This window comes from Calditrichota bacterium (assembly GCA_013112635.1).
GTDB lineage: Bacteria > Calditrichota > Calditrichia > Calditrichales > J004 > JABFGF01.
Window position 1 is genome coordinate 513,095 of record JABFGF010000003.1, and the last position, 23,900, is coordinate 536,994.

The 23,900-nt window shown below is 37.8% G+C and carries 24 protein-coding genes; 16 read left to right on the forward strand and 8 right to left on the reverse strand.

The annotated features are described in order from the left end of the window. The first annotated feature begins 7 nt into the window (after positions 1 to 7). Genes HND50_11265 through larB form a run of 7 tightly spaced genes read left to right on the forward strand, consistent with a single transcriptional unit; the run spans position 8 to position 8,133 of the window. Positions 8 to 1,408, forward strand: a complete 1,401-nt coding sequence (locus tag HND50_11265; protein NOG45807.1) for a DUF4139 domain-containing protein — start codon at positions 8 to 10, stop codon at positions 1,406 to 1,408. A 57-nt stretch (positions 1,409 to 1,465) separates the two neighbouring features. After that, a complete protein-coding gene (locus HND50_11270) occupies positions 1,466 to 3,634 on the forward strand; it encodes a PEGA domain-containing protein (protein ID NOG45808.1) in 2,169 nt (722 codons plus the stop codon). Positions 3,635 to 3,684: 50 nt separating this feature from the next. Then, positions 3,685 to 5,013, forward strand: coding sequence for a replication-associated recombination protein A (locus tag HND50_11275; protein ID NOG45809.1), 1,329 nt, complete (start codon positions 3,685 to 3,687; stop codon positions 5,011 to 5,013). Further along, complete coding sequence (locus HND50_11280; GenBank protein NOG45810.1) at positions 5,010 to 5,516, forward strand: hypothetical protein; 507 nt, start codon at positions 5,010 to 5,012, stop codon at positions 5,514 to 5,516. Before HND50_11275 ends, HND50_11280 begins: the two co-directional genes overlap by 4 nt. A 14-nt stretch (positions 5,517 to 5,530) precedes the next feature. Continuing rightward, on the forward strand, positions 5,531 to 6,469 hold the full coding sequence (locus tag HND50_11285; GenBank protein ID NOG45811.1) for an endonuclease/exonuclease/phosphatase family protein: 939 nt from the start codon (positions 5,531 to 5,533) through the stop codon (positions 6,467 to 6,469). A gap of 24 nt (positions 6,470 to 6,493) precedes the next feature. Then, on the forward strand, positions 6,494 to 7,339 hold the full coding sequence (gene larE / locus HND50_11290) for an ATP-dependent sacrificial sulfur transferase LarE (GenBank protein ID NOG45812.1): 846 nt from the start codon (positions 6,494 to 6,496) through the stop codon (positions 7,337 to 7,339). After that, positions 7,336 to 8,133 (forward strand): nickel pincer cofactor biosynthesis protein LarB, encoded by a 798-nt coding sequence (larB, locus tag HND50_11295; protein ID NOG45813.1) that lies wholly within the window; start codon positions 7,336 to 7,338, stop codon positions 8,131 to 8,133. Before larE ends, larB begins: the two co-directional genes overlap by 4 nt. 85 nt (positions 8,134 to 8,218) lie before the next feature. Here larB and HND50_11300 read toward each other — a convergent pair whose 3' ends face one another. The 4 genes from HND50_11300 to HND50_11315 form a co-directional block, all read right to left on the reverse strand. Continuing rightward, positions 8,219 to 9,466 (reverse strand): Ig-like domain-containing protein, encoded by a 1,248-nt coding sequence (locus tag HND50_11300; protein ID NOG45814.1) that lies wholly within the window; start codon positions 9,464 to 9,466, stop codon positions 8,219 to 8,221. Positions 9,467 to 9,654: 188 nt separating this feature from the next. Continuing rightward, entirely contained in the window at positions 9,655 to 10,422 is a 768-nt protein-coding gene (gene xth / locus HND50_11305) for an exodeoxyribonuclease III (GenBank protein NOG45815.1), read from the reverse strand. A gap of 79 nt (positions 10,423 to 10,501) precedes the next feature. Continuing rightward, positions 10,502 to 10,834, reverse strand: a complete 333-nt coding sequence (locus HND50_11310; protein ID NOG45816.1) for a hypothetical protein — start codon at positions 10,832 to 10,834, stop codon at positions 10,502 to 10,504. Positions 10,835 to 10,977: 143 nt separating this feature from the next. After that, complete coding sequence (locus HND50_11315; protein ID NOG45817.1) at positions 10,978 to 12,342, reverse strand: DUF1446 domain-containing protein; 1,365 nt, start codon at positions 12,340 to 12,342, stop codon at positions 10,978 to 10,980. A 183-nt stretch (positions 12,343 to 12,525) separates the two neighbouring features. Here HND50_11315 and HND50_11320 point away from each other — a divergent pair, with 183 nt between their 5' ends. Both HND50_11320 and HND50_11325 read left to right on the forward strand, forming a co-directional pair. Beyond that, on the forward strand, positions 12,526 to 13,314 hold the full coding sequence (locus HND50_11320; GenBank protein NOG45818.1) for an SDR family oxidoreductase: 789 nt from the start codon (positions 12,526 to 12,528) through the stop codon (positions 13,312 to 13,314). A gap of 69 nt (positions 13,315 to 13,383) precedes the next feature. Beyond that, positions 13,384 to 13,590 (forward strand): DUF2277 domain-containing protein, encoded by a 207-nt coding sequence (locus tag HND50_11325; GenBank protein ID NOG45819.1) that lies wholly within the window; start codon positions 13,384 to 13,386, stop codon positions 13,588 to 13,590. A gap of 4 nt (positions 13,591 to 13,594) precedes the next feature. Here the strand turns inward: HND50_11325 and HND50_11330 are convergent, their stop codons facing one another. Further along, complete coding sequence (locus HND50_11330) at positions 13,595 to 15,406, reverse strand: hypothetical protein (GenBank protein NOG45820.1); 1,812 nt, start codon at positions 15,404 to 15,406, stop codon at positions 13,595 to 13,597. Positions 15,407 to 15,576: 170 nt separating this feature from the next. On the opposite strand from HND50_11330, the gene HND50_11335 reads away from it, so the two are divergent. From HND50_11335 to HND50_11365, 7 genes are all read left to right on the forward strand, one after another. Then, entirely contained in the window at positions 15,577 to 15,774 is a 198-nt protein-coding gene (locus HND50_11335) for a winged helix-turn-helix domain-containing protein (protein NOG45821.1), read from the forward strand. A gap of 118 nt (positions 15,775 to 15,892) precedes the next feature. Then, positions 15,893 to 17,182 (forward strand): nodulation protein NfeD, encoded by a 1,290-nt coding sequence (locus tag HND50_11340; GenBank protein NOG45822.1) that lies wholly within the window; start codon positions 15,893 to 15,895, stop codon positions 17,180 to 17,182. A 151-nt stretch (positions 17,183 to 17,333) separates the two neighbouring features. After that, a complete protein-coding gene (locus tag HND50_11345) occupies positions 17,334 to 18,092 on the forward strand; it encodes a slipin family protein (GenBank protein ID NOG45823.1) in 759 nt (252 codons plus the stop codon). A gap of 95 nt (positions 18,093 to 18,187) precedes the next feature. Next, positions 18,188 to 19,051 carry a hypothetical protein gene (locus HND50_11350; GenBank protein NOG45824.1) on the forward strand — a complete coding sequence of 288 codons (864 nt, stop codon included), beginning with the start codon at positions 18,188 to 18,190 and terminating at the stop codon, positions 19,049 to 19,051. Positions 19,052 to 19,171: 120 nt separating this feature from the next. Further along, positions 19,172 to 20,170, forward strand: coding sequence for a TRAP transporter substrate-binding protein DctP (gene dctP / locus HND50_11355; protein ID NOG45825.1), 999 nt, complete (start codon positions 19,172 to 19,174; stop codon positions 20,168 to 20,170). 34 nt (positions 20,171 to 20,204) lie between these two features. Further along, positions 20,205 to 20,957, forward strand: coding sequence for a Nif3-like dinuclear metal center hexameric protein (locus HND50_11360; GenBank protein ID NOG45826.1), 753 nt, complete (start codon positions 20,205 to 20,207; stop codon positions 20,955 to 20,957). A gap of 8 nt (positions 20,958 to 20,965) precedes the next feature. Beyond that, a complete protein-coding gene (locus HND50_11365; protein NOG45827.1) occupies positions 20,966 to 21,697 on the forward strand; it encodes a methyltransferase domain-containing protein in 732 nt (243 codons plus the stop codon). Positions 21,698 to 21,830: 133 nt separating this feature from the next. Here the strand turns inward: HND50_11365 and mutT are convergent, their stop codons facing one another. From mutT to HND50_11380, 3 genes are all read right to left on the reverse strand, one after another. Beyond that, positions 21,831 to 22,229: an 8-oxo-dGTP diphosphatase MutT gene (gene mutT, locus HND50_11370; GenBank protein ID NOG45828.1), complete on the reverse strand. Its 399-nt coding sequence runs from the start codon at positions 22,227 to 22,229 to the stop codon at positions 21,831 to 21,833. After that, entirely contained in the window at positions 22,229 to 22,714 is a 486-nt protein-coding gene (locus HND50_11375) for a tetratricopeptide repeat protein (GenBank protein NOG45829.1), read from the reverse strand. Before HND50_11375 ends, mutT begins: the two co-directional genes overlap by 1 nt. A gap of 134 nt (positions 22,715 to 22,848) precedes the next feature. Next, on the reverse strand, positions 22,849 to 23,895 hold the full coding sequence (locus tag HND50_11380) for a ribose-phosphate pyrophosphokinase (GenBank protein NOG45830.1): 1,047 nt from the start codon (positions 23,893 to 23,895) through the stop codon (positions 22,849 to 22,851). Between the last annotated feature and the right edge of the window lie 5 nt (positions 23,896 to 23,900).

Below are 23,900 nucleotides of genomic sequence, written 5' to 3' on the forward strand. Positions count from 1 at the left end.
GCAAATTATGAAAAATATGCTTAATTCAAGATTAAAGAACAAAGAAGAACGAAAATCAAGATCAATCATTTCAACTGTTTTCTTTTCCGGTTTAATTTTGCTTTCCGGCTCCTTTTCTTTTGCACAACAAAGTACTTCGATTACCATCACAAACAATAATTTGGGTTTGGTAAAAGAAGAGCGGGTATTGGATTTGACAAAAGGCCGTCAAAAAACAAACCTGGAAGATATTCCTGCACTAATCAATCCGGCCAGTGTTTTAATCGAAAGTGATTTTTCTGTTTTGGAGCAGAATTTTGAATACGATCTGATAAGTGTTGATAAAATTTTGCAGAAATCACTTGAAAAGGAAATCGTAATCGATCACCCTGAACAGGGCAAAATGGAAGGTGTTTTGCTTTCAGCGACAGGGTCAAATATGATCCTGAAAACTATTGATGGGATGATGCAGATTATTCCACGCAATAATAAACAAAAAATATCCTTAAAAGGATTGGCTTCAGAAAAACAGCCATTTATTATTCGGCCTACTTTGGTTTGGGATATTAATTCAGAGAAAAAGGGGAGCTACAACACCAAAGTCTCTTATCTCACAAAAGGACTTACCTGGAACGCAGATTATGTTGCGCTGCTTAACGAAGACGATTCAAAAATTACGCTTTCCGGCTGGGTAACAATTAATAATACATCAGGTAAAACTTTCCGGGATACAAAGTTAAAACTAATGGCCGGTGATTTGAATCTGGTGCAATCAAACCGTGGAAGAGGGACGATTGCTTTGAGTAGAGCGTTTGCAAAATCAGAAGATTCTTTTTCTGAGAAATCTTTTTTTGAATATCATTTATATGATCTTAACCGTAAAACAGATCTGCAAAATAACCAGATAAAACAAATTCAATTATTTGGGGAGACTGCTGCGAAGGTTAAGAAAATTTATCGGATAACTAGTTATAACCCTTCAAAAACGGCAGTAATTATTTCATTAAACAACAGCAAAAAAAATAACCTGGGGATGCCTTTGCCTCAAGGTGTGATACGGCTCTATAAAAAAGATGCAGATGAGCGCGAGTTTGTTGGAGAAAACCGCATTGAGCATACTCCCAAAGATGAGAAAATTGACATCGAAACAGGTAAAGCTTTCGACATAGTTTCCGAACGAACTGTTAGGAAGAGTACTAAAATTACCAATAGATCTGAGCGCAGAAAAGTTGAGTATAAAATCCGAAATCATAAAGAGGAAAAAGTCAGCCTGGAAATAGTTGAAAATTTCCAGCGACGCTCCGAAGTGAACATCCACTCAGCAAACGGTACCCTAATTGAGCAAAAGGATGGATCAATAAAATATCAAATTGATGCCCCGGCTGACAAAGAAACTATTTTTATTTTGGAATTTACTTTGAGTTGGTAATTTTGGCATCTAACTGCTTTTTAAATCCACATAAAATACAGACTGCATTTAAGCCTTATGAGCGATAAAAATAAATTTAATGAAGACGAACTCCGACGGAAAATTCGTGAACAGTTGGAACGCAAGCATTCTGAAAAACAGGTAAAGACAAATCCTAACCAGCCAGATGCACAGGAAGCTACCGGAAATGAGGAAGATGAATCTTATTTCCTGGAAATATACGTTCGTAGAAAACTACAGGAAGAAGTTTTTTCCAGACACGCAGAGTTTATTAAATGTGGAAATCATCTTGATCAAATCAAATGGCTGACTCCTCTTGAACTTGAAGAGGAATTTGAGTTCTTTCCTTTGGAATATACATTTTGGGAACGATTCCGTAAAAAATTCTCCGGCAGCAAAAAGGCAAAAGTGCCGGATACGCCTGAAATAAATAAAATGATTGACGAGTTCCGCAAGGAAATTGAAGAAGATGCTGAGGAGAGAATTAAAAAGTACAAAACGCATTTGATTGAAAATAAAAAACAAATTCAAGACGACCTGGAAAAGAAAATTTTTGAAGAAGAACAAGAGCGCTTTTACAGATCAAAAAAAGGATACCACAAATATAAAAATCATATAAATGAAACAACCTGGATGACCAGAGAAGAATTTGATCATCAGGATGAGTTTACGGATCGTGTTCTTACTCCGATGGAGAAGTTACAACGCAGATTTGTAATGGCCCTTGTTATAATCGGCATTGGCGTTGGAGTATATTTTATTTCTGATTTTCTTACACCGGAATCCCAAAAAGGGTATTTGATAGTTGACTTAAATGTAGAAAACAGCAGTCTCTATATAAATCAAAATCTTGCCATTGGGTTTACGCCCGGTGAACCCTATGTTTTGGATGAGGGCGAACATGAGATTGCAGTGATTTCATCCGGTTATACTGTTGAACCTTCATTTCAGACAGCAGAAATTTCTGTTGGGGATACAACGAATGTAACATTTGAAATGACAGAATTTGCAGGGAATATGGGTGTTGTCCGTTTGAATATTCCATTTAATGATGCCACTATTTTTTTGGATGGCAAGTTTAAGGGAACGGCCCAGGAAAGCAAGATATTAGTTTTAGAAACAGGTGATCACTCATTAACAGTAAAAAAAGAAAACTATATTCCTGTACCTCAGCTTCACTCCTTTTCTTTAAATGCCGGGGATACGATTGATTTGGCGTTCAGGTTAACACCGCAAAAATCTAAGACAACTGCAAACCGGGCCAGCTCATCTATAAACGTAGGGTTAATTGAAGTCAGTTCAAATGTCCGTGATGCGCAAATTATTTTAAATGGACAAAAAACAGGTTTTGCTACAGATTATATCCTTCAAAAAATTCCATTTGGTCAGCACATTGTGCGTGTAGAAAAAGAAGGCTATAAAATCTATCCTAAAGAGCAGGTTGTTAAATTATCCAAAGATATGCGTCAGGCAAAGGTTAGCTTTACTATGACCAGCACATCCCGCCTTGTTACGATAAATGTTTTACCCAAAAAAGCTAAAATAATAATCAATGGGAATGAAGTAGCATCAGGGAGTTTTTCCGGTTCCCTGCCTCTTGGCAAACATATCGTCACATTTAATGATTTGGAGGGTTATCAAAATCCTGGTGAACAGGTTTTAGATATCAAAAAAGAAGGCGGTTCGAAATATGAATTTAAATATGGCAGTGATATTTTTTATGAAATAAAACCGGGTAAAGTATTACCATCGCCATCTGTTGTTAGTGTGTCCAGCGGGTATATTATGAATGGGATTAATTTTAAAGTTAATTCCGGTAATGGCCCGGATTTTGAGGCAGACGAAATAATTGGAGAAAAAGTCTGGAATATGGGGTTTGCTTTCCAATATAAAAATCCACCCGGAACCGATGCTGTGCTGATTCGTTTTAACACACCATCCGATATGAATATTACAAAAGATGTAAAACTAAAATTATGGCTCTATGAGTCAAAGTCGAAATATCCATTGGTTTTGGGAAGCAGGGCAGAATACAGAGTGATTCTAAACAATGTAATTATAGCAAATCATGTTAAACCCAAATTTACAATGGATCAGTTCTCAAGTTCAAATTATGAGGAAATCTCAATTTCAGAACATCTTAGGGCTGGGGGCAATGTATTAATAATTGCAGTTGATACGGACAATGCCGTGTTCCTGAAATTTTGGAAGGCCGAAATCCGTTAATTAAAGCACAATAATTAACAATTTCATTTTTCTTATGAAATAAAATTTACATGTCTAACTCAACCGATCTGTTTGATCACCAATCCCAAAGTTCCCTCCAAAAACCTTTGGCCGAACGCTGCCGGCCAAAAACCCTGAAAGAAATAATCGGGCATTACAAATACTTGTCGAATGATGCTCCGCTCGCTAAGCAAATTGCCGCAGGACAAATTCCATCTCTCATTTTATGGGGGCCGCCGGGCGTTGGTAAAACTACACTTGGCCGGGTTATTGGTTTAGAATTAAAAACAACTTTGCACGAGATTTCTGCTGTTAGTGCCGGTGTAAAAGAAGTAAAAGAAATTATTACACGGGCACGCAATAATTTTTCTATGTATGGTAAAGCAACCCTGGCCTTTATTGACGAAATCCATCGTTTTAATAAAACGCAGCAGGATGCTCTTTTGCATGCAACTGAACAAGGCATAATTACTTTAATCGGGGCAACAACTGAAAACCCTTCATTTGAAGTAAATGCTGCTTTGCTATCACGCTGTACAGTAATAAAACTTGAAATGCTCGAAAAGGATGATCTAATCCATGTAATTGAAAATGCTATCCAAAAAGATATTTTGTTAAAAGAATACGAAGTGAAAATTGAAAGCATGGATGCTCTTTTATTACATGGCAGCGGTGATGCGCGTAAAACACTAAATTTGTTGGAATCGGCTTTTGTAATGGCCGGCAAAGAAAACAAAAAGGTTTTGATTGATAATGAAATAATCGAGAAAGCAGCGGCCGGAAAAGCCCTGGGATATGACAAAAAAAGCGACTATCACTATGATACAATTTCTGCATTTATAAAAAGTGTTCGCGGTAGTGATCCTGATGCTGCCGTTTATTGGCTGGCACGAATGCTGGATGCTGGCGAGGACCCCTTGTTTATAGCTCGCAGGTTGGTTATACTTTCTTCCGAAGATATTGGCAATGCGGAACCGTATGCCCTTTCGCTGGCAAATGCCGGTTTTGAATCTGTGAAAAAAATTGGAATGCCGGAAGCAAGGATCATTTTATCACAAGTAACAACTTATCTGGCATCAGTTCCCAAAAGCAACGCTGCTTATTTGGCAATTGATGCTGCTTTGACAGAAATAAAACAATCGGGTGTGCAACCAGTACCGCTCCATTTGCGTAATGCACCAACAAAACTAATGAAAGATTTGGATTATGGCAGCGGTTATAAATATGCCCATGATCATCCAAATCATTTTGCAGATCAACAATATCTTCCGGATAAGCTAGCCCATAAAATTTTTTATAATCCCAGTGAAATGGGCCGCGAAAAAAAAATAAAAGAGTATTTAAAGTGGCTTTGGCCGGGTAAAAGGAGTAAAGAGTGAGTAACCCAATTAAGAAAATAATTTTGGGAAAATATTTAAGTTTTCGTCTAAAGATGTTGCTAAGCCAGGAACGGGCTTATGATTTTTCATCCGAATTAAATAAAGTTAAAAAAGCACTTGTAATTCTGCCGGCACAAAATGAATATTCTGAGCCATTTCAGGTATTTGTAAAAAAATTAAATACGGTTTTCCCAAATGCAAATATTTCAACATTTGTTAGCAGCAGCTTACGTAAAACAGATATGAGCTGGTTGGGGGTTCCAAATGAACAATATTTAAAGATTATCCGCGATGAGCAATTTGATCTGGTTATTGATGCAAACGATGAGCAGGACAAAATATGTTCATATCTGTGCGCTCTTAGTGGGGCGCCAATGAGGCTAAATCTTGCATCAGGTGAATATGATTCGATTTATAATCTGCATTTTAGGACAGCGGCGGATAAAAAGATGGATGACCGGCTGGTAAATATCGTATCGTATTTTGAACATTTAAAAAAATAAATTGAGGGGGAAAAGTGAAAACAATATTTATCCTAATTTTAGTTCTTACAGCAAATTCTATTTTTGCGCAAAATAATACAATAGAAATTGGCACTTTTAATATAGAGTGGTTTCCGTGCAAAGATGATGGTGAGATGATGAAGAAATATGGCATCGATCTCCGCTATCCGCCAACAGGAACAGCAACAGATGTAGAGGCATTGTTTGAAGTATTAAAAGAGCTGGATATCGAATTGCTTGGAGTTCAGGAAATTGTGGATCCAAAATTATTGGGTGAAATGGCCAAAAAATATCTTGGGGAAGAATTTGAAATGATTTACTCCACGTCTGGGGGATCTCAAAAAGTGGGTTTTTTGTACGATTCGTCAGTGCTGGAGTTGGTTGGAAAACCTGAAACCTATGCCAGCTTGTTGTTAAAACCAGACTCCCGTTTACGTCCGGCATACAGGGCATATTTCAAAAGTAAATCCGGTGGATTTGACTTCCATGCCATTGTAGTTCATTTAAAAGCATCACCTCGGGGATGGAATCAACGCGAGCAGCAATTAAATAAACTTGAAGAAATATTGAAAACACTACCAGAAGAAAGTAAAGACAGCGATATTATTTTATTAGGCGATATGAACAACGTGACAAAGGCCGGTGCCGGTGAATTTACTCCGATGATGGAAAGACTTGGCTTTTATTGGGCATCATCAGAATTGGAAGGAAAACCGACAAACTACTGGCAGCCGGATTGGAAAGTAAACAAAATTAAGGCATCAACTATCGATCATATTTTCGTTTCAGCGGATGCAAAGGTTGAGTTTGTGGAAAACAGCACTAAAACCAGCGGTGGTTGTTCCGCAGGAAACGAGTTTTATGAGGGAGAAGAGATACCACAATATTTTAATAAAGTTTCTGATCATTGCCCGGTTTATGGCAGCTTCACCTTTGAAAAAGATGATGATTAACAGATAATTTTGAATGGAAAATAAATGATAGAAATTGTTGAAGAAACAATTACGATTGAATATGAAAAACTGGAGAATCTAAAAGAATACCTTTTACCTTTGCTAAAGGATGGGCTTCTGGTAGCTTTTTCCGGAGGAGTGGATAGCGCCTTTCTTTTGTGGGCAGCAAAACAAACTATGGATAAAGAAGGTGGTCGTGTCTTCGCGTTAACAACTACCAGCGCCAGCTTGCCGGATCAGGATAAAAAGGATGTTGAAAAATTTATCAGTGAGTTTGGAATAGATCATAAGTGGATTGAAAGTAAGGAAATGGAAAACCCGGCCTATTTGCAAAATGACAACCTGCGCTGCTATCACTGTAAAACAGAATTGTTTTCTATTGCAAAATCACTTTTGAAAGGAAACAATCTAAAAAGCATTGCCTATGGCTATAATGCTTCAGATTTTTCCGATGACCGACCCGGGCACAAAGCATCAATTGAAAATGGTATTCTTGCTCCATTGGCTGAGATAGGTTTTTCAAAAGATGAGATCCGTACAATCTTGCGAAATGAAGGTATTAACATTTCGGAAAAGCAGGCAAGCCCATGTTTAAGCTCACGCATCTCACATGGGGTTCCGGTTACAACAGGCAGATTGGCTGATATCTCTTTTATGGAAAATATTCTGCGTGATGCCGGAGTAAGTTTGTTTCGTGTACGTTTAAATGAAACAAAAGGGGGCTTGTTTATTCGTATTGAAATAGCTGTTGAAGAATTTGAAAAAGTTATAAACATAAAAGAAAAACTGAATTCGGAAGGTCGCGCCAGGAATTATAAATGGGTCACTTTGGATCTAGGCGGATATAAAATGGGTGGCGCAGACAAATGAAAGAAAAGAACATAAAAGATTTACTGGAACTGGTAAAAGAAAAAAAGATTTCAATTGAAGAAGCGGTTTCTCAACTAAAGCAAGGGCCATTCCAACAAAAATCCAACAGTTTTTTTATGCCCGATCATCATCGGTCGCTGCGTAATGGCTTAGGTGAAGTGGTTTATGCAGAAAGTAAAAAAACGAAACATTTGCTTACAATTGCTGATGAGTTTAATAAACGCCAGGATCCAATCTTGTTTACCCGGTTAAAGAAAAAACAATTTGCCGCGCTAAATGAAGCGTTTCCTGATGAACGAGGAAATGATTTGGGCCGCACATTTATACTTCATTCCCCTCCTGAAAAACACTCTTCCCCAAATGAACCTTTTATTGCCATTGTGGCTGCGGGTACAAGTGACTTGCCTGTTGTTGAAGAAGCAGCTGAAACGTGCATTGCCATGAATACTGCTTTTGAAAAAGTTGTTGATGTGGGCGTTGCAGGGTTACACAGAGTACTTCACAAACTGGATGTCTTACAAAAAGCAACGGCAGTTATTGTTATTGCCGGTATGGAAGGAGCTTTGCCCAGTGTTGTTGGCGGACTTGTTGACTGTCCTGTTTTTGCCGTGCCAACCAGTGTTGGTTACGGTGCGAGTTTTAAAGGTGTGTCCGCATTGCTGGGTATGCTTAATTCCTGTGCACCTGGTGTAACGGTAGCTAATATTGATAATGGTTTTTCGGCTGCGTTTGCTGCTTGCCAGGTTGTTCGAATGGTTGAAAAAACAAGCGAAAAAAATATATCGAAACTCTAAAATTAAGTCACAACCGAAACTCCAAAATAAAAAAAGGCCATCACTAAAATATCAGGATGGCCTTTTTTTTAATTAAAAATATTTTCTAAGGGGCAACAACCGTTACTGTAGTAAGCCCGGATGTTCCAACATTCCCCGCTGCGTCATATGCTTTCAAATAAATTGTATGAGTGTTTGTATCTGCTTTGGCAATGCTATTCCAATTGAATAACCAGCTTCCGCTATCCAATGCCATGTTTCCTTCAAGTTTGCCATCAACCAAAACTTCAACCGAACTGACACCAACATTATCTTGTGCATCTGCACGGATGGCAACTGTCCCTGAAACAGTACTACCTGTTGTGGGATAAAGGACAAGAATACTTGGTGGGCTCACATCATCAGAGCTACCGGATGACACAGTTAGTATTGTTGATCCTGTTGTGAAACTATTTCCGGCCGTATCGTATACTTTTGCATAAATTGAATGTGATGCATCATCAGCATAAGGAGATGTGTCCCAGGCTAATTGATATGGAGCGCTAGAGTCTGTAGCAATGCTGTCACCATCAACGTATAAATCTACTCTGGAAACTTCTTCGTTATCCGATGCTTCTATTGTTACTTTGATAGTTCCAAATACAACACTGCCTGCAAGCGGATATGTCATTAATCCTGTAGGTGCTATGTTATCACCGGTAGTCCCTGACCTTGGGAATACGGTTACAGTGACAACGGGAGAGATACTGCTATTATTGCCACCATCAAATGCTTTCGCATATACTGTATGATTTGTTGAATCGGCAAAAGGTGTAGTATCCCAATCAAATTGATATGGGTAAGAAAAATCAGAGCCTATAGAGTCCCCATCAACAAAAAAGGCTACTTCTCTTACAGACCGCTCATCATCAGCTATAGCTGCTATTCTTACAATGCCTTCAACCGTTTGACCACTTTGTGGGTTTAATATAGAAACAGTTGGATCTATAATATCCTGCGTTTTAGCGATGGTAAAAGTTGTCAAAGTTGAATAACCAATGTTCCCAGATTTATCGGAAGCGGCTACCTGAATCTTGTGTTGTAATCCGTCTTTTAAGGTATCTACGTCAAGGGGAACAAGAAATGGTCTTGAGGTAGCATTCCCCATGTATTGCCCATCCAGATAAATCCAAACTTCTTTTACCTTCTTATTGTCCGTGGCTTCGATGCGAACATTTATGTTATTAGAAATGACATCACCTTCATTTGGATAAATTAAAAGAGGTGTTGGTGGTATTATGTCTGGTGCAGCAGGTATTTCACATTGAATGGTCATCAAACTAATTATAAATAATAATAATAATTTTTTAAACATTTGCTAAAACTCCAACTTGGATTTTTTTCGGGATAATTTTATCTGGCTTTATACTCGTATCAGATTAATAAAAAATGAGATTTTTGAATAATTGAATTTGTTTTATTTTCGTTTTTAAAAACGGGAGTGCAAATCTATGTAAGTGCCATTTTCTTTGAATTGATTTATATCATAGAAGAGTCAGCACTTTAAAAAGAAATATCAATTCCAACCGGGCAGTGATCAGAGCCTAAAACATCTTTCAAAATGAAAGCATCTTTGATAATTGATTGATGTTCTTCATTGACAAAAAAATAATCCAACCGCCAACCGATATTTCGCTCGCGTGCGTTTAGGCGATAAGTCCACCAGGAATAATGATCACCTTCTTTGTTAAAAATTCGAAAAGTATCAACATAACCACTGGAGACGAACTTGTCCATCCAGGCGCGTTCCTCAGGCAGAAATCCGGCATTGTTTTTATTTGCTTTAGGGTTCTTCAAATCGATTTCGGTATGGGCGGTATTTAAATCCCCGCATACAAGAATTGCTTTTCTGGTTTTTCGATTTTTTTCGGCATGAGCCAAAAATGTATCTTTGAAACGTAATTTGTAATCAAGGCGATCATGCCCTCGTTGGCTGTTTGGGAAATAAATATTATACAGAAAAAATTGATCAAACTCATGGATTAAAATACGTCCTTCCCGATCAAATTCTTCCATCCCAAAGCCTTTTTCTGTTTTCAATGGTTTGATTGATGAAAGTGTTGCCACGCCAGAATAACCTGCCCGGCTTTGAGTGTCATTCCAGGAAATATTTTTATAAGCACCAGGAAACAGTGCCGCTTCGCCTTGTTCGCCGGTTGCTTTTACTTCCTGCATGCAAAGGATATCTGCAGGTTTACTGTTAATCCATTTGTCGTGTCCTTTGCGCACAACAGCACGGATTCCATTTACATTCCAGGAGAGAAGTCGCATAAAAAATACTAATTAATGAGTTTTTGAATATTTGGATTACGGGATTTGAAGGTTGACTGTACTGTGCAATAATTTTTTTCTAAATCTCCAGATCGTCCGGTACATCAATTTCCATGCGAAGGATATTTGCACTTACTACTTTACCCTGTGCATCGTGTTTTAGAGTCAAAGTTCCACCGCCGCCAAGCGCATTGTGCAGCAGAAAATTTAAAGCCCCAAGATTTGGCATTTCAAAACGTTCAACTTTGCCTTTTACATTAGTGCCAAAATGTGCTTTTACTTTTTCTGCGCTTACCTGAGTTTTGATGATATCATAATATTCTGGTTTAAGTGCAATAACGCCAACATTAGCCGTATCGCCTTTATCGCCGGATCGGGCATGTGCCAGTTTTACAAGTTGTACTTTTTTCATATTACTTCCTTTTTATTCTAGAAATCGTTGTCAAAGACAACTCCTACCTTTTTCATTCTAAGAAAATCTTTAAGCAGGTTTTTTATTCTTAAAGAAAAACACTTTTGGAATATGAATCTTTCAATATTTAAATCTTTCAATGCTTAAATTACTTCAATCGTCAATACTTTTGGCTCAACGGTTTCCTTTTTTAGCAAAGCGGGCCAATATGCAATTACTTCGCGAACTTTAGGCCGCCCGCCACCAAATCCTGTAACAGTTGGAGGCCCGGTTAAAACCAATGGAATCACTTCCCTGGAAAATTTATTCATATCCCGGAAGCTATGCCCGCGAACTCCAATGTGTAAAACAACTTCGTTTGGATCATTAACCGGTGGAGCTGTGTCACCGCCACAGGCATTATAGCCAAGATATTCTGTGTATATATCATCAAACTTTAATCCGAGATATTCTAATCGTTTGCGTATAATTTCATCCGCTTTTTTGGCTTTTTGCAAAGCATCCGGCCAGGTATAGGTTAATTGTCCAATACTTGTATATCCATCAAAATAAGAAATAGAGACCTTGTAAAAAGGTGTATCGGGAAAACCTTTTATGCCAAAAACTTTTACCCGGTTTGGTGCTTCCTGTTTTAGCTGGATTGAGGTAAAGTCGGCTACGCAATCGGGAGTAATATAATCGGCCGGATTTCCTAATTCATACAGAAGCTGTTCTTTTATGGTTTGTTCGCTAACCAATCCGCCAAGCGATTCGTGTTTTGTTACTATAAGATGGCCATCAGGATACGCCTCAACAATTGGAAAACCGATTCGCTCCATGTTGGGGACATCTTTCCAACCGGCAAAAAAGTTACCACCGCTGCCCTGGGCGCCGCATTCGTTTATATGGCCGCCAATTACGCCGGTTGCCAGTTTGTCCCAATCATCCCATTCCCAGCCAAATTCATGCACCATTGGCGCAAGGCTAATTCCTGTATCGGTAACGCGGCCTGTAACAATTACCTGCGCTCCCTGCTCCAAAGCTTCCACTACGGGGCGTGCACCAAAATAAACATTTGCGCTGGAAACCTGTTTGCGAACCGTACTAAGATCATCACCTGTTTCCATATTTTTCATGTCATTTCCGGATGAGATCATGGAGTCCAGTTGATTTAAAATGTCGTCTCCATAAACCGCGGCGATTTTTAAACCTGTAAAACCCATTTTCTCAGCTATTTCACGGATTGCCAGCATACAGCCTACAGGATTTACACCACCGGCATTCGTTATCAGTGTTACATTCTTTTCTACCAGCAATGGCAGGAGTGTATTCATCAGTGGTACAAAATCTTTTGCATATCCCAGGCTTGGATCGCGCATTTTTTGTTTTTGCATTATGGACATGGTCACTTCAGCCAGATAATCCATAACAAGATAATCAATATCACCTTCACGGACCTGGTCAATCGGCGCATCAAATCTGTCACCCCAGTAACCCTGGCCACTGGCTATACGGATAAATTTTTTCATCTAAACTCCGGCTATCTCATTTGTTTGAATTTGCTTTTCTTGTTCAACCTTAAAGTTGATTGATAAAAGTACAAAATCTATTTTACACTTAAAAGCGAATAAACTTTGCTTCTTGCAGATAAATTGATATATCGGGCCGGATTAATATTTTCTTATAATTGATTATAAAATAAAAGAGGATTTATGGATTTAGAAATTAATAACAAAGTGGCGGTTGTATTTGCGGCAAGTAAAGGTTTGGGAAAAGCTGCGGCATTATCCCTGGCCAATGAAGGCTGTAAAGTGGCGATCTGTTCACGAGATGCAGATAAAATAAAGCAGGCAGCAAAAGATATCTCGGGAATTTCCGGGACCGACGTTTATAGCGAGGCAGTGGATGTTGAGAATAAAATACAAATTGATTCATTTATCGAAAACGTTGCCCAAAAGTGGGGCACAATCGATATTTTGGTTAATAATGCCGGCGGACCACCTGTTGCATCTTTCGAGCAATCTCAGGATGATGAATGGCAAAAATGGTATAATATTACTTTTATGAGTGTGGTGCGCGCTATAAAAGCAGCTTTGCCATATCTTAAGCAAAACAATTGGGGACGTATCATTAATATCACCTCATCTTCAGTAAAATCACCTATCGAAAACCTGGTTTATTCAAATTCGATTCGTTTGGCGGTTGTTGGGTTAGCTAAAACCCTTTCTTTGGATTTGGGACGTTTTGGGATAACTGTTCACAATGTTGCACCAGGTTATCACCTAACCGATGGACTGGAACGGATTATTGATAACAAAGTTGAACATGGCCAAAAACGTGAAGATGTTTTAAAAAGCTGGAGTGAAAATATTCCTCTTGGAAAAATTGGAGAACCACAGGATCTTGCTTCACTAGTGGCATTTTTGGCATCGGGTAAAGCAGGTTATATGTCCGGAACAACAATCCAGGTGGATGGTGGGTTGTATCCCGGAACGCTTTAGATTTATGATTTTAAGACTGAAGGATTGAAGGATTGAAAGATTGAAAGATTGATAAACTGGGGAAATTTTATGTGCAGAAATATTAAAAAACTTCGCTATGAGGACCGCGAACCATCAGACCAGGAATTGCAAGATGCGGCTTTGCAATTTGTTCGCAAAATTAGCGGCTATAGAAAACCATCAAAAAAAAATGAAGAAGCTTTCGATAAGGCTGTTTTGAAAATAGCCGGGATTTCCAGAAAATTATTTAAAGATCTTGAATATAAAACTGTTTGAGGGCTTATTTTTTATTTACCGGTAAACCTTCCAATTCCATTATTTTCAAGGCATTGGTTGTTGGCGATGGGCCGCTTCTTAGCTTATAATCAAAAACCATTTTACCTGATTTAATATCTTCACGGAAATGGAAATTTTTAAGATATGAAATATCTTCTTCAAGTTTAACTAGCTCCAAATCATGCGTTGAAACAAGACCAATTCCGTTTTTTGCTGCCAATTCTTTTATATAAGAAAGACTGCCAATCAAACGCTCCTTATTATTTGTGCCCTTAAATATTTCATCTATCAGAAATAAGACAGGAAAATCTTTGCTTGTTTCAAGGTTCTCCAAAATCTCTTTTAGACGTCTAACTTCAGCATAAAAATAAGAGAGCCCTTCAGATAGCGAATCATTTATCCTGATACAGGAATGAAGTTTAAAAATTTGTGTATTTAATTGATTCGCGCAAACTGGCGCCCCGGCATAGGCCAATGTCAGGTTGAGACCAATCGTCCTCAAAAAAGTACTTTTCCCAGACATATTGGAACCGGTAATGATATTTACCTGGTTGTCTTTTTCAATGGAAAAATCGTTTAGTTTTCTACTTTCCCTGTTAATTAATGGATGCCCCATATTCTCCGAATTAAAATATGCGGAGCTTGCAGCCTGGCTTATTTGTGGAAAATTATATTGGGGATTTAACCAGGAAAATTGCGCCAATGAAGAAAGCGCATCAATATTATACCAGCCTTCAAACCAACCTGGTGCGCGGTCTTTTATGGAAGCTGTAATTTTTTTTAAGCGAAAGGCAACAATGTAATCCCAGGGAACAGCAATATTTAAAATAATGGCCATAACCGGATTCATCCTCAAACCGATTGCAGCAATATAGCGGTTCAACTGTTTGAATATTTTTGAAGGTTTATGCCCGTTTTGCTGAAATGGTTTAAACAATGTTTTTAATGATTCTTTTTTCGACAATGAAAAATTTTCAAGATAAAGAAAAGTTTTGGAGGCGGTCCTAAAATCATCAGCAAGCTCAAAGGTATTGACAAAGAAACTGTTTAAAGAGAGCTGGTTCCATAAATGCAGGATTACATAAAGTGTGAATGAAAAATACCAATATGGAGCGATTTGTTCGAATTGGTGCAGAAGGTATAAAGTGATATTAATTGCAGCCAAACCAATAAGCGTCTTTGCAATCCAGGGAGCTGTTTTTAGCTGGATTTTATGTAACCAGTCGGTAAGCTTTTTTGTATCGGATTTTACGAAAGACTCACTGCGGCCAAAAACCAATAATTTATTTCGGAATGATGTTAGAGAAATTAATTCTTTAACTTGTCCTTGACGGATCGTGATGGTTTTAGAATCTAACTGCGGTTTCAAAAACCAGTCATGAATAATCTTGCTACTTTGTAATGATACAGTTTGATCAATTAACCGGATTAATGAAAATGGTCCGAAAACATCTAAATCAAATCCAAAAGGATGATCAACTTTTTGTTCTGATTTTATTTCCGGGAGTTTACCCCAGTTCAGATTTAAGCGATTTAGATGCTGATCATAGATTGAAATCATTTTGGCAAATTTTTGAATCGATCTTTTAAGACGTGAATGGAAGAAAGTCAAAGCACCAAACCCAAATAAAACAATCGCCATTGATATTGCAGCAAGAATCTCACTTTTTTGATAAATAGCAATCACGGCAACAACTATGGCCAATATTATGGATGCCAATCGGGTCCACGAATATGTTTGGCTAGTTTGTTGAAACTTTTTTTCAAGGTTCGACAGCCGATCAATTTGACGTTTTAAAAGCTTTTCTATTTCCATTAAAATCTCATTTATGTGTAATAAGTATTAGATTTATGCAAAAAGCTTAATGTACAATTTTTTGTAATATCTTTGGCATAAGAATTTTGCAAAACTTTAATTTGATTTTTTTTCAAATTTCATTATTTTCGCCGCTTGTTCGAGGTATAAATTAAAACAAAAGGATTAAAATGAGCAATAATATTGGTGAAACAGCCGGTAAGGTTTGGGATCAATTAAATTCTAATGGGCCAATGACGGTGGCAAAACTTAAAACGGCCCTAAAGGCGGATGTTTTTACATTGAATGCAGCCATTGGCTGGTTAGCCAGGGAAGACAAAATTGAACTTGGAAAAGTTCGTAATTCTGTGACTGTTACCTTAAAATAATTACTCCTTAGAAAGCCCTGTTTTTATATGCAGGGCTTTTGCTTCAATCCCCAAATTTCTTGACTTTATAACCTACCAGCTCTACATTCTTTTATCCCATAAACCCACGGATAATCCAATGAAATATTTCTTTTTTATAATATTTTTTTTAACAAGTTCGCTTGCTCTGGCTGGTGAAACAGTTCATAGAATAATTATTAACGGCGTTATTAATCCAATTGCAACGGAATATATCGAGCAATCTATTGAGCGAGCTGAAATAAGCAGTGTACAGCTCTTGATAATTGAATTGGATACACCCGGTGGACTAATGGAATCGATGCATAATATTATGAAAGCCATTCAAAATGCAAAAGTACCGGTTGCCGTTTTTGTCTCACCTTCAGGTTCAAGGGCAGGTTCAGCAGGAGTTTTTATAACCTATTCAGCACATATCGCAGCCATGGCGCCATCTACAAATATTGGCTCAGCTCATCCGGTATTTGGGGGAGGTGAAAATAAAATGGATTCGACCCAAACAGATATTATGATGGACAAGGTAACCAACGACGCAATCGCAAAAATTAAGGCTGTTGCAGAAAGGCGAGGCAGAAATATTGAATGGGCAGAAAAAGCTGTAAGTGAAAGCGCCAATATCACAGCACAAGAAGCCTTGAAAATGAATGTGATTGATTATATTGTCCCATCAGCAGATTCACTTTTGTCAGTAATTGATGGCAAAACAATTGTTTTGGATAATAGTGAAGAGCGTAAAATGAATACAAAAGGTGCAACAATCATAACATTTGAAATGACCTGGCGACAGCGTCTGTTTGATACACTTATTGATCCTAATGTCGCTGCAGTCTTAATGATGATTGGCATGGCCGGCATCATGCTGGAATTATATAATCCCGGTTCAATTATTCCTGGTGTCGCAGGAAGCATTTCTCTGATTATAGCCTGGTATGCGATGGATGTTCTGCCTCTAAACTACGCTGGTTTGTTTTTAATTGTTGTCTCACTAATAATGTTTTTGCTGGAAATAAAAGTGCCCAGTTATGGTATTCTCACAATTGGAGGTGTTGTGTCCTTGTCCATTGGCCTTATTATGTTAATTGACTCACCCATCCCTGAACTTCAGGTTTCCTGGCAGGTAATTGTTGGCATTGTTGTAATGACGACTCTGTTTTTTGTTTTTGCCCTTGGCTTTGCCATAAAAGCACAGCAATCTAAACCAACAACTGGTTCTGAAGGATTGGTTGGTGAAACGGGTGTAGTATTGAAAAATCTAAGTCCGTCAGGAACCGTTCAGATACACGGTGAAATTTGGAAAGCTCATTCTGATACGACTATAAAAAAAGGAAGCGATGTAGAAGTTGTTGAATATGATGGAAAAAATCTAACGATTAAGGTTAAGCAAGTCTGATAAAACGAATTACTGAATTGGTGAATTATTGATTAGGTATTTCCTCCCAATTATTCATCTGTTCATAAATTTAAGCGAGCTGAAATATAGCTAAATCGAATTCATTTTTCAGATGAGTGATTAAAAAGAATAAATACTTAGGGAGGTTTGTATGCAGTTTTATGTAGCGATTGTTATTTTTCTGGTACTTTTAATCGCCAGTGCAGTCAGGATTTTAAAAGAGTACGAACGGGGCGTAATCTTCCGGTTAGGCCGTATTATCGATTCAAAAGGACCCGGAATAATATTTTTGATTCCACTGATTGATAAGATGGTAAAAGTGAGTTTGCGGACAATTGTAATGGATGTGCCACCGCAAGATGTTATTACCAAGGATAATGTTTCTATTCAAATTAATGCAGTACTTTATTTCCGCGTTGTAAATCCAACAAAGTCGGTTATCGAAGTTGAAAATTTTCTCTTTGCCACATCTCAGCTTGCCCAAACAACTTTGAGAAGTATTGCCGGTCAGGCGGAGCTTGACGAATTGCTGATGGACAGGGATCGTATTAATCAGGAATTGCAGAAAATAATTGATACACATTCCGATCCATGGGGTATAAAAGTTTCGCTTGTGGAAATTAAGCATATAGATTTACCGGAAGAGATGAAACGAGCGATGGCCAAGCAGGCTGAAGCAGAACGTGAACGCCGTGCAAAAGTTATTGCAGCGGAAGGTGAATTCCAGGCAGCCGGAAAGTTGACAGATGCGGCTAAAAAAATTGATGAATCTCCATCAGCGCTTCAGTTACGCTTTTTGCAGACTTTGGTCGAAGTCGGCGCCGAAAAAAATACAACAACTATATTCCCATTACCTTTGGAGTTATTCGCACCATTTATGGACAAGATAAGGAATATAGCCAATAAGTAAGTTTGTCTTAAATGTAAATTTTAAAACCTTATGAAGACTTGGAACCTTCGTAAGGTTTTTTTATTTTCGGTAATACAAAAATTAAACGGATAGTTATGAAATCAAAAATTCTATTACTTTTACTTGTTCTAATACTTTCATCTTGCAGCCTGAATCGTTTTGTCGTTGGCCAAATGTCGCCTGTTTTTAAGGTTAGCGCTGATGCATTGTACGAGGAAACAGATCTGAAATTGGCAGAGCAGGCAATTGCAGCTAATTTAAAACTATTAGAAGGCTTGCTGAAAAATGATCCTGAAAATGAAGAGTTGCTTTTATTATTGGCTCAGGGTTATGCTGGTTATGCGTTGGGTTTTGTGGAAGATGATGATCCTGAAAGGGCAAAGCTGTTTTATGATCGTGCCTTTTTATTTGGCGTTCGGGCATTGCTGAATGAAAATATTCAAAGTTGGAAATGGTCTGCCAAAAACCGTGAATTATTGGAAGGGAAAATCCGGAATAGTGGAAAATCGGATGTTGCCGCTATGTTCTGGACTAATTTTTCACTGGCAGGAAAACTAAATCTTTCACTGGCAGATCCAGCTGCATTGATCCATTTACCTTTAATAGAAAAAATGATTGCCAAAACTGAGCAGTTTGATCCCAAATTCTTTCACGGAGCTGTCTATCTTATGAAAGGATCTATTGCGGGAATGAGGCCAAAAATGCTCGGTGGTAATCCTGAAGTTGCTTTGCAAAACTTTGACAAAAGTATAAAGCTCACAGAAGGTAAGTTTTTATTAAGTTATATTTATAAATCACGCTTTTATGCGGCCAAAACGCTGGATGAAGATCTATTTGATGACCTAATTCAAAAGATTGAAAATTTCGACTTGGGAACCAATCCTGAGATTGCCCTGTTCAATCAAATCGCGAAGAAGAAGGCTAAACTATTAAAGGAACAGAAAGAAGATATGTTCTAATACTAAAGCCCTTAATTGTCATTCTGAACCGCATTTTGGTGAAGAATCCTATCTGTGAGAGTCTTGAAAACAAAGGGCTTGCAGGTAAGCTTTTATCAAAAAAAATATTTAGGAGAAATAATGAATCGCAAAATATTCCAACTAATGTTAATCCTGCTAATTGCAGTGAGTACTGCTTTTGCACAAAAAAAAGTTAAAATAAAATTTGCTACACTTGCACCTGAAGGAACGACCTGGATGAACGTCATGAACGAATTCAGTGAGTCAGTTAAAGAGAAATCCAATGGCACAATTAGTTTTAGGTTTTATGCAGGCGGTACGCAGGGAGACGAGAAAGATGTAATCCGTAAAATGAGAATAGGCCAGGTACATAGCGGCGGATTTACCGGCGTTGGTATGGGTACAATCTTGCCTGAAGTACGCATTTTAGACACACCTTTTTTATATAAAACCAAAGCAGAGGTAGATTTTATTGCGGATAAATTTTTTGATAGATTTGCCGCGGGTTTTGAGAAAAAAGGTTATGTTTTACTTGGCTGGGCAGAAGTTGGCTGGGTTTATATTTATACCAATAAACCGGTTAATGCCGAGTCGGAAATGGATGGTGTAAAAATGTGGATGTGGGAAGGTGATCCAATTTCGCGTGCAACATTTGAAGCATTTAATGTCAGTCCAATTCCCCTTTCCATCACAGATGTTTTGACCAGTTTGCAAACAGGATTAATTGACGGGGTTTATACATCGCCATTGGGTGCAGTGGCTTTGCAATGGTTTACAAAAGTAAAATATGTTTTGGATATTCCCATGGCCAATTCCAACGGTGCCGTGTTAATTTCTAAAAAAATGTTTAATAAGCTTTCTCCGGATCAGCAAAAAATCTTAAAGGAAGAGGGCAGAAAATATTTTGGTAAATTGACTCAATTAAGCCGCGAAGACAATTCCAAATCTCAAAAAACCATGTATGATTATGGTATGCAAAAAACAACGGTGACCGATCCCAAATTATTGGAAGAGTTTGAAGTATTAGGTAAAAAAGCGCGTCAAAACCTTGTAGGAGAATTATACGATCAAAAACTACTGGATGATGTTGAGCAGGCTTTGGAAGAGTTTCGTAAATAATAGAAAGTCAATACAATCCCATAAAAATAAGAATATGAAAAGAAACGATCTTGAAAAATATTTAAACAATCTTTTAGATCTTGAAAAATACCATGATATGTGTCCCAACGGCCTACAGGTTGAAGGTCGTCCGGAAATAAAAAAAATTGTTACCGGTGTAAGTGCTTGTGTTGAACTTTTCGAAGAAGCTTTAGCAAGAAATGCAGATGCTGTTTTAACACATCATGGCGTGATTTGGAATTTTGAAAAACCGCTGTACAAAGGCGGCTATAAAAAACGGATCAAGCTTCTTTTGGAAAATGATGTCAATTTATTTGGTTATCATCTGCCTTTGGATGGCGATCCTGCTTTTGGGAATAATGCTCTTATTGCCAACTTGCTAAATGTCCAGGATGTTCAGCCTTTTGATGAATATAAAGGTGCCTATATTGGCTGCAGCGGTTCATTTGATAATTTACCACCGGAGCAATTGTTTGAACTTGTTAAAAAAGAAATAAATCCTGATGCACAGTTTTTCCCTTTTGGCCCTGAAAAAATAAACTCCATTGGTATAATCAGCGGCGGTGCACAAAAAGAAATCAAAGAAGCTGTTTTACAGGGATTGGATGTTTTTTTAACCGGTGAGGCCAGCGAACATATTTATCATTATGCCAAAGAAGAAGGTATCCATTTTATTGCTGCGGGCCATCATGCAACGGAAGTATTTGGTGTCCAAGCCCTGGGAAAACATATCAGGGAAAAGTTTGGAATTGAAGTTGAGTTTGTAAATATTCACAATCCAATATAAATAATTCTATGAGTAATTATTCGCATGTCAATTATGCCTCATTAACAATTGAGGATAAAAACCCTATAAAACGATTTCTGCAAAATAGACGGCTAAACCATGGGTTGAAAGTTTTAGAGGATCATTCAATTGAATCAAAAATAAATATTCTGGATTATGGTTCAGGTGATGGTGAATTGAGCTTACGTATAAACAGAATCTTACCAAGATCAGATATTAACTGCTATGAGCCGGCGGATTATTTAAGACAACAAGCCGTTCAAAAGCTTTCAGAAAAAAAGCAGATTGAAGTTATTTCAAAAACGGACGGTTTAGAAAATAATTCATTTGATTTTATTTTTTGCCTGGAGGTTTTTGAACACCTTCCACCAAAGATAATCGAAAAAGAACTTCTTGAATTCAAAAGGCTTTTAAAACCAAATGGAAAACTTGTTTTAGGTATTCCAAATGAAATTTTTTTTGCAGCTTTATTTAAAGGGGCATTAAGGTTTAAAAGAAGAAATAATGATTCAGATGGAAGTTTAAAAAATATTTTCTTATCTGCAATTGGGATTCCACCAAAAGAAAGGCTGGAAGTTAAATTTGATGGGATGCCATATTTCTTGCGGCACATGGGTTTTGACTACAGGGTCTTTACAAAACAGCTTTTAAACCATTTTTCAATCGAAAAAAGATATGGAAGTCCTAATTTAAGATTACCTATTTTTTTAAATTTCGAAGTCTACCTCGTTTGTTCGTGAGTTAAGTTTTTTAAATGATTATATATAGGCTTAATAAAATATCGTAATGTAGATTTTAGATGAAGGAGTTTATGTCTCGGGAGGTGTTTCGAAACTTCTAATGGTTTCAAAACTGATGTGCACTAAGTTCAATTTATTTCACTAAATGTTTTATCAGTTTGTCATCAGCCTCAGGAAATTTATACTGATTTAGTTCACTTTTAGTGATCCAGCGAAAATCATCAATTTCAAGGCATTTAACTTCCTGATTTTCTTCAGTCAGATAACAATCATAGAAATACAGTTTTACGCGTTTCATTGAATACTCTGCGGTTTCTGTCCAGAATAGTTTACCAACTTTAATATCTAAATCAGTCTCTTCTTTTATCTCACGGGCAAGGGCAATTTTCTGCTCTTCACCATCTTCCACTTTGCCTCCTGGGAATTCCCATAATCCTGCCAGGTGAAATCCTTCAGGTCTTTTAGTAATTAAAAATTTGTTTTGGGAGTTGTGGATTATTGCAGCTACAACGTCAATTTCAAATCGATTCATTAATTGTGTTTCGCAAGTAGTGATTGTAGTGCCTGTTCGGCTGGAGTGTAATTGTCATTTTCCTGAATAGCCATTTTATAACATTTTAAAGCTTCATCCCAATGGCCCTTAAATTCATACACGCGGCCAAGGTTTAGCCAGGGATAACAATAATTTTTATAATTTGGTGCATCAAGTGCTTTCTTTAGCCAATCCATCGCTTCATCAAATTTATTTTGCTGCAGCAGGTAGGCACCAATATCGTTATATGGATTGCCATAACTCGGGTCAAGATCGATGGCATGCTTACATTCTTCGATGGCCTTATCGTAAAGACCTTTTAAACTTAGAACCCAACCCAGATAAGTATAAGCTTTTGCTGATGGATAAAATTCAATTGAGCGTCTGTAAAAATGGGCAGCACGATCCAGATGACCGTTGTTTTGCAGAATAAAACCTTTTTCAAAAAAATCTTTGGCTATGTCTGATTTGTTGTTTTTGCCCATACATTTTAACGGTTTAAAATATTTGTTAGAGTTGTCATACTTAACGCCAGTGAAGTATCCTTTCCGGGAAGTGGATTCTTCACTTTACTATGTAACGTTTCAGAATGACAATTGTAGGCTATAAAAAACATTACTTACCTCAATAACTCCGACACAGATCTCTTGGTGTTGATATGATAAATCACTTTGGCAAAAAGTGGTGCTATGGAAACTTCATCATACCATTCATTTCTTTTCAGAAAATCCTTACCATGCATTACTGCGTCTGTTCCAATAATTCGGGTGATTACCCCTTCTTCATAAGCCTTGCTCATAATTTCTTCTGCATGCCCGTTAAAAAATGGCAGGGAACAGGTTATGTAAATATTTCCGGCGCCTTTATCTTTCAGCAATTTTGCCGCATTAACCATTGTACCACCTGTGCTAATCATGTCATCGGGTATCAAAACATCTTTTCCGGTTACATCACCCACCAGACGCATACTTTCAATTGTACTGGCTTTGGAATAGTCGCGTGCTTTATCCACAATCGCAAGATCGGTTTCCATGGTTTTAGAGTAAAAGCGGGCTTTTTCTGCTCCTCCTACATCCGGGGCTGTAATGACCAAGTTATCTGTTTTATAATTGTTTTTAAAATGTGTTAACAGTGTACGCGATGCATGCAAATCTTCCATGCGTGCAGTTGTAAAAAAGCCCATAATCGCTTCGGCATGAACATCCAAAGTTATTACCCGGTTTGCACCGGATACTTCTAAAAACTGTGCAACCTGCTTTGCCGTGATTCCTTCCCGGGTTTTTTTTCGTTCCTGGCGCGAATATGCATATTGTGGCATTACGACAGAAATCGAATCAGCATCGGATTGGTAAGCGGCGTGGACAGCTGTAAACAATGCCATCAAATTGTCATTTATTGATTTTTCGGATCGTGGATCATCAAAACACTGAACGATATAATGGTCATCGCCACGTATGTTTTCAGAAATTTCACTTTTAATTTCGCCATTCCCAAAAGTGATTTCACGAGAAGTGGTCCGGCGAATCTGAATTATATCGCCCTCACCTCTAATTTTTTGATTAAGGGATTTGATTATCCGTTCGGCAAAATCTATCCCGGAATCACAGGCTGAGATGCTGAGCGCGCCGCGTTCACCTTTTCGTTTATGGAGAAATGTCTGGGTCATTTAAA

What these genes read in the sequence shown, in the direction of transcription:
- HND50_11350 (NOG45824.1), top strand. Translation starts at nt 18,188, where the DNA reads ATGAAATCAAAAATTCTATTACTTTTACTTGTTCTAATACTTTCATCT.
- HND50_11365 (NOG45827.1), top strand. Translation starts at nt 20,966, where the DNA reads ATGAGTAATTATTCGCATGTCAATTATGCCTCATTAACAATTGAGGAT.
- HND50_11270 (NOG45808.1), top strand. Translation starts at nt 1,466, where the DNA reads ATGAGCGATAAAAATAAATTTAATGAAGACGAACTCCGACGGAAAATT.
- HND50_11380 (NOG45830.1), bottom strand. Translation starts at nt 23,895, where the DNA reads ATGACCCAGACATTTCTCCATAAACGAAAAGGTGAACGCGGCGCGCTC.
- HND50_11375 (NOG45829.1), bottom strand. Translation starts at nt 22,714, where the DNA reads ATGGGCAAAAACAACAAATCAGACATAGCCAAAGATTTTTTTGAAAAA.
- xth (NOG45815.1), bottom strand. Translation starts at nt 10,422, where the DNA reads ATGCGACTTCTCTCCTGGAATGTAAATGGAATCCGTGCTGTTGTGCGC.
- HND50_11300 (NOG45814.1), bottom strand. Translation starts at nt 9,466, where the DNA reads ATGTTTAAAAAATTATTATTATTATTTATAATTAGTTTGATGACCATT.
- HND50_11360 (NOG45826.1), top strand. Translation starts at nt 20,205, where the DNA reads ATGAAAAGAAACGATCTTGAAAAATATTTAAACAATCTTTTAGATCTT.
- mutT (NOG45828.1), bottom strand. Translation starts at nt 22,229, where the DNA reads ATGAATCGATTTGAAATTGACGTTGTAGCTGCAATAATCCACAACTCC.
- HND50_11320 (NOG45818.1), top strand. Translation starts at nt 12,526, where the DNA reads ATGGATTTAGAAATTAATAACAAAGTGGCGGTTGTATTTGCGGCAAGT.
- larE (NOG45812.1), top strand. Translation starts at nt 6,494, where the DNA reads ATGATAGAAATTGTTGAAGAAACAATTACGATTGAATATGAAAAACTG.
- HND50_11340 (NOG45822.1), top strand. Translation starts at nt 15,893, where the DNA reads ATGAAATATTTCTTTTTTATAATATTTTTTTTAACAAGTTCGCTTGCT.
- HND50_11275 (NOG45809.1), top strand. Translation starts at nt 3,685, where the DNA reads ATGTCTAACTCAACCGATCTGTTTGATCACCAATCCCAAAGTTCCCTC.
- HND50_11310 (NOG45816.1), bottom strand. Translation starts at nt 10,834, where the DNA reads ATGAAAAAAGTACAACTTGTAAAACTGGCACATGCCCGATCCGGCGAT.
- HND50_11265 (NOG45807.1), top strand. Translation starts at nt 8, where the DNA reads ATGAAAAATATGCTTAATTCAAGATTAAAGAACAAAGAAGAACGAAAA.
- dctP (NOG45825.1), top strand. Translation starts at nt 19,172, where the DNA reads ATGAATCGCAAAATATTCCAACTAATGTTAATCCTGCTAATTGCAGTG.
- larB (NOG45813.1), top strand. Translation starts at nt 7,336, where the DNA reads ATGAAAGAAAAGAACATAAAAGATTTACTGGAACTGGTAAAAGAAAAA.
- HND50_11330 (NOG45820.1), bottom strand. Translation starts at nt 15,406, where the DNA reads ATGGAAATAGAAAAGCTTTTAAAACGTCAAATTGATCGGCTGTCGAAC.
- HND50_11335 (NOG45821.1), top strand. Translation starts at nt 15,577, where the DNA reads ATGAGCAATAATATTGGTGAAACAGCCGGTAAGGTTTGGGATCAATTA.
- HND50_11345 (NOG45823.1), top strand. Translation starts at nt 17,334, where the DNA reads ATGCAGTTTTATGTAGCGATTGTTATTTTTCTGGTACTTTTAATCGCC.
- HND50_11315 (NOG45817.1), bottom strand. Translation starts at nt 12,342, where the DNA reads ATGAAAAAATTTATCCGTATAGCCAGTGGCCAGGGTTACTGGGGTGAC.
- HND50_11325 (NOG45819.1), top strand. Translation starts at nt 13,384, where the DNA reads ATGTGCAGAAATATTAAAAAACTTCGCTATGAGGACCGCGAACCATCA.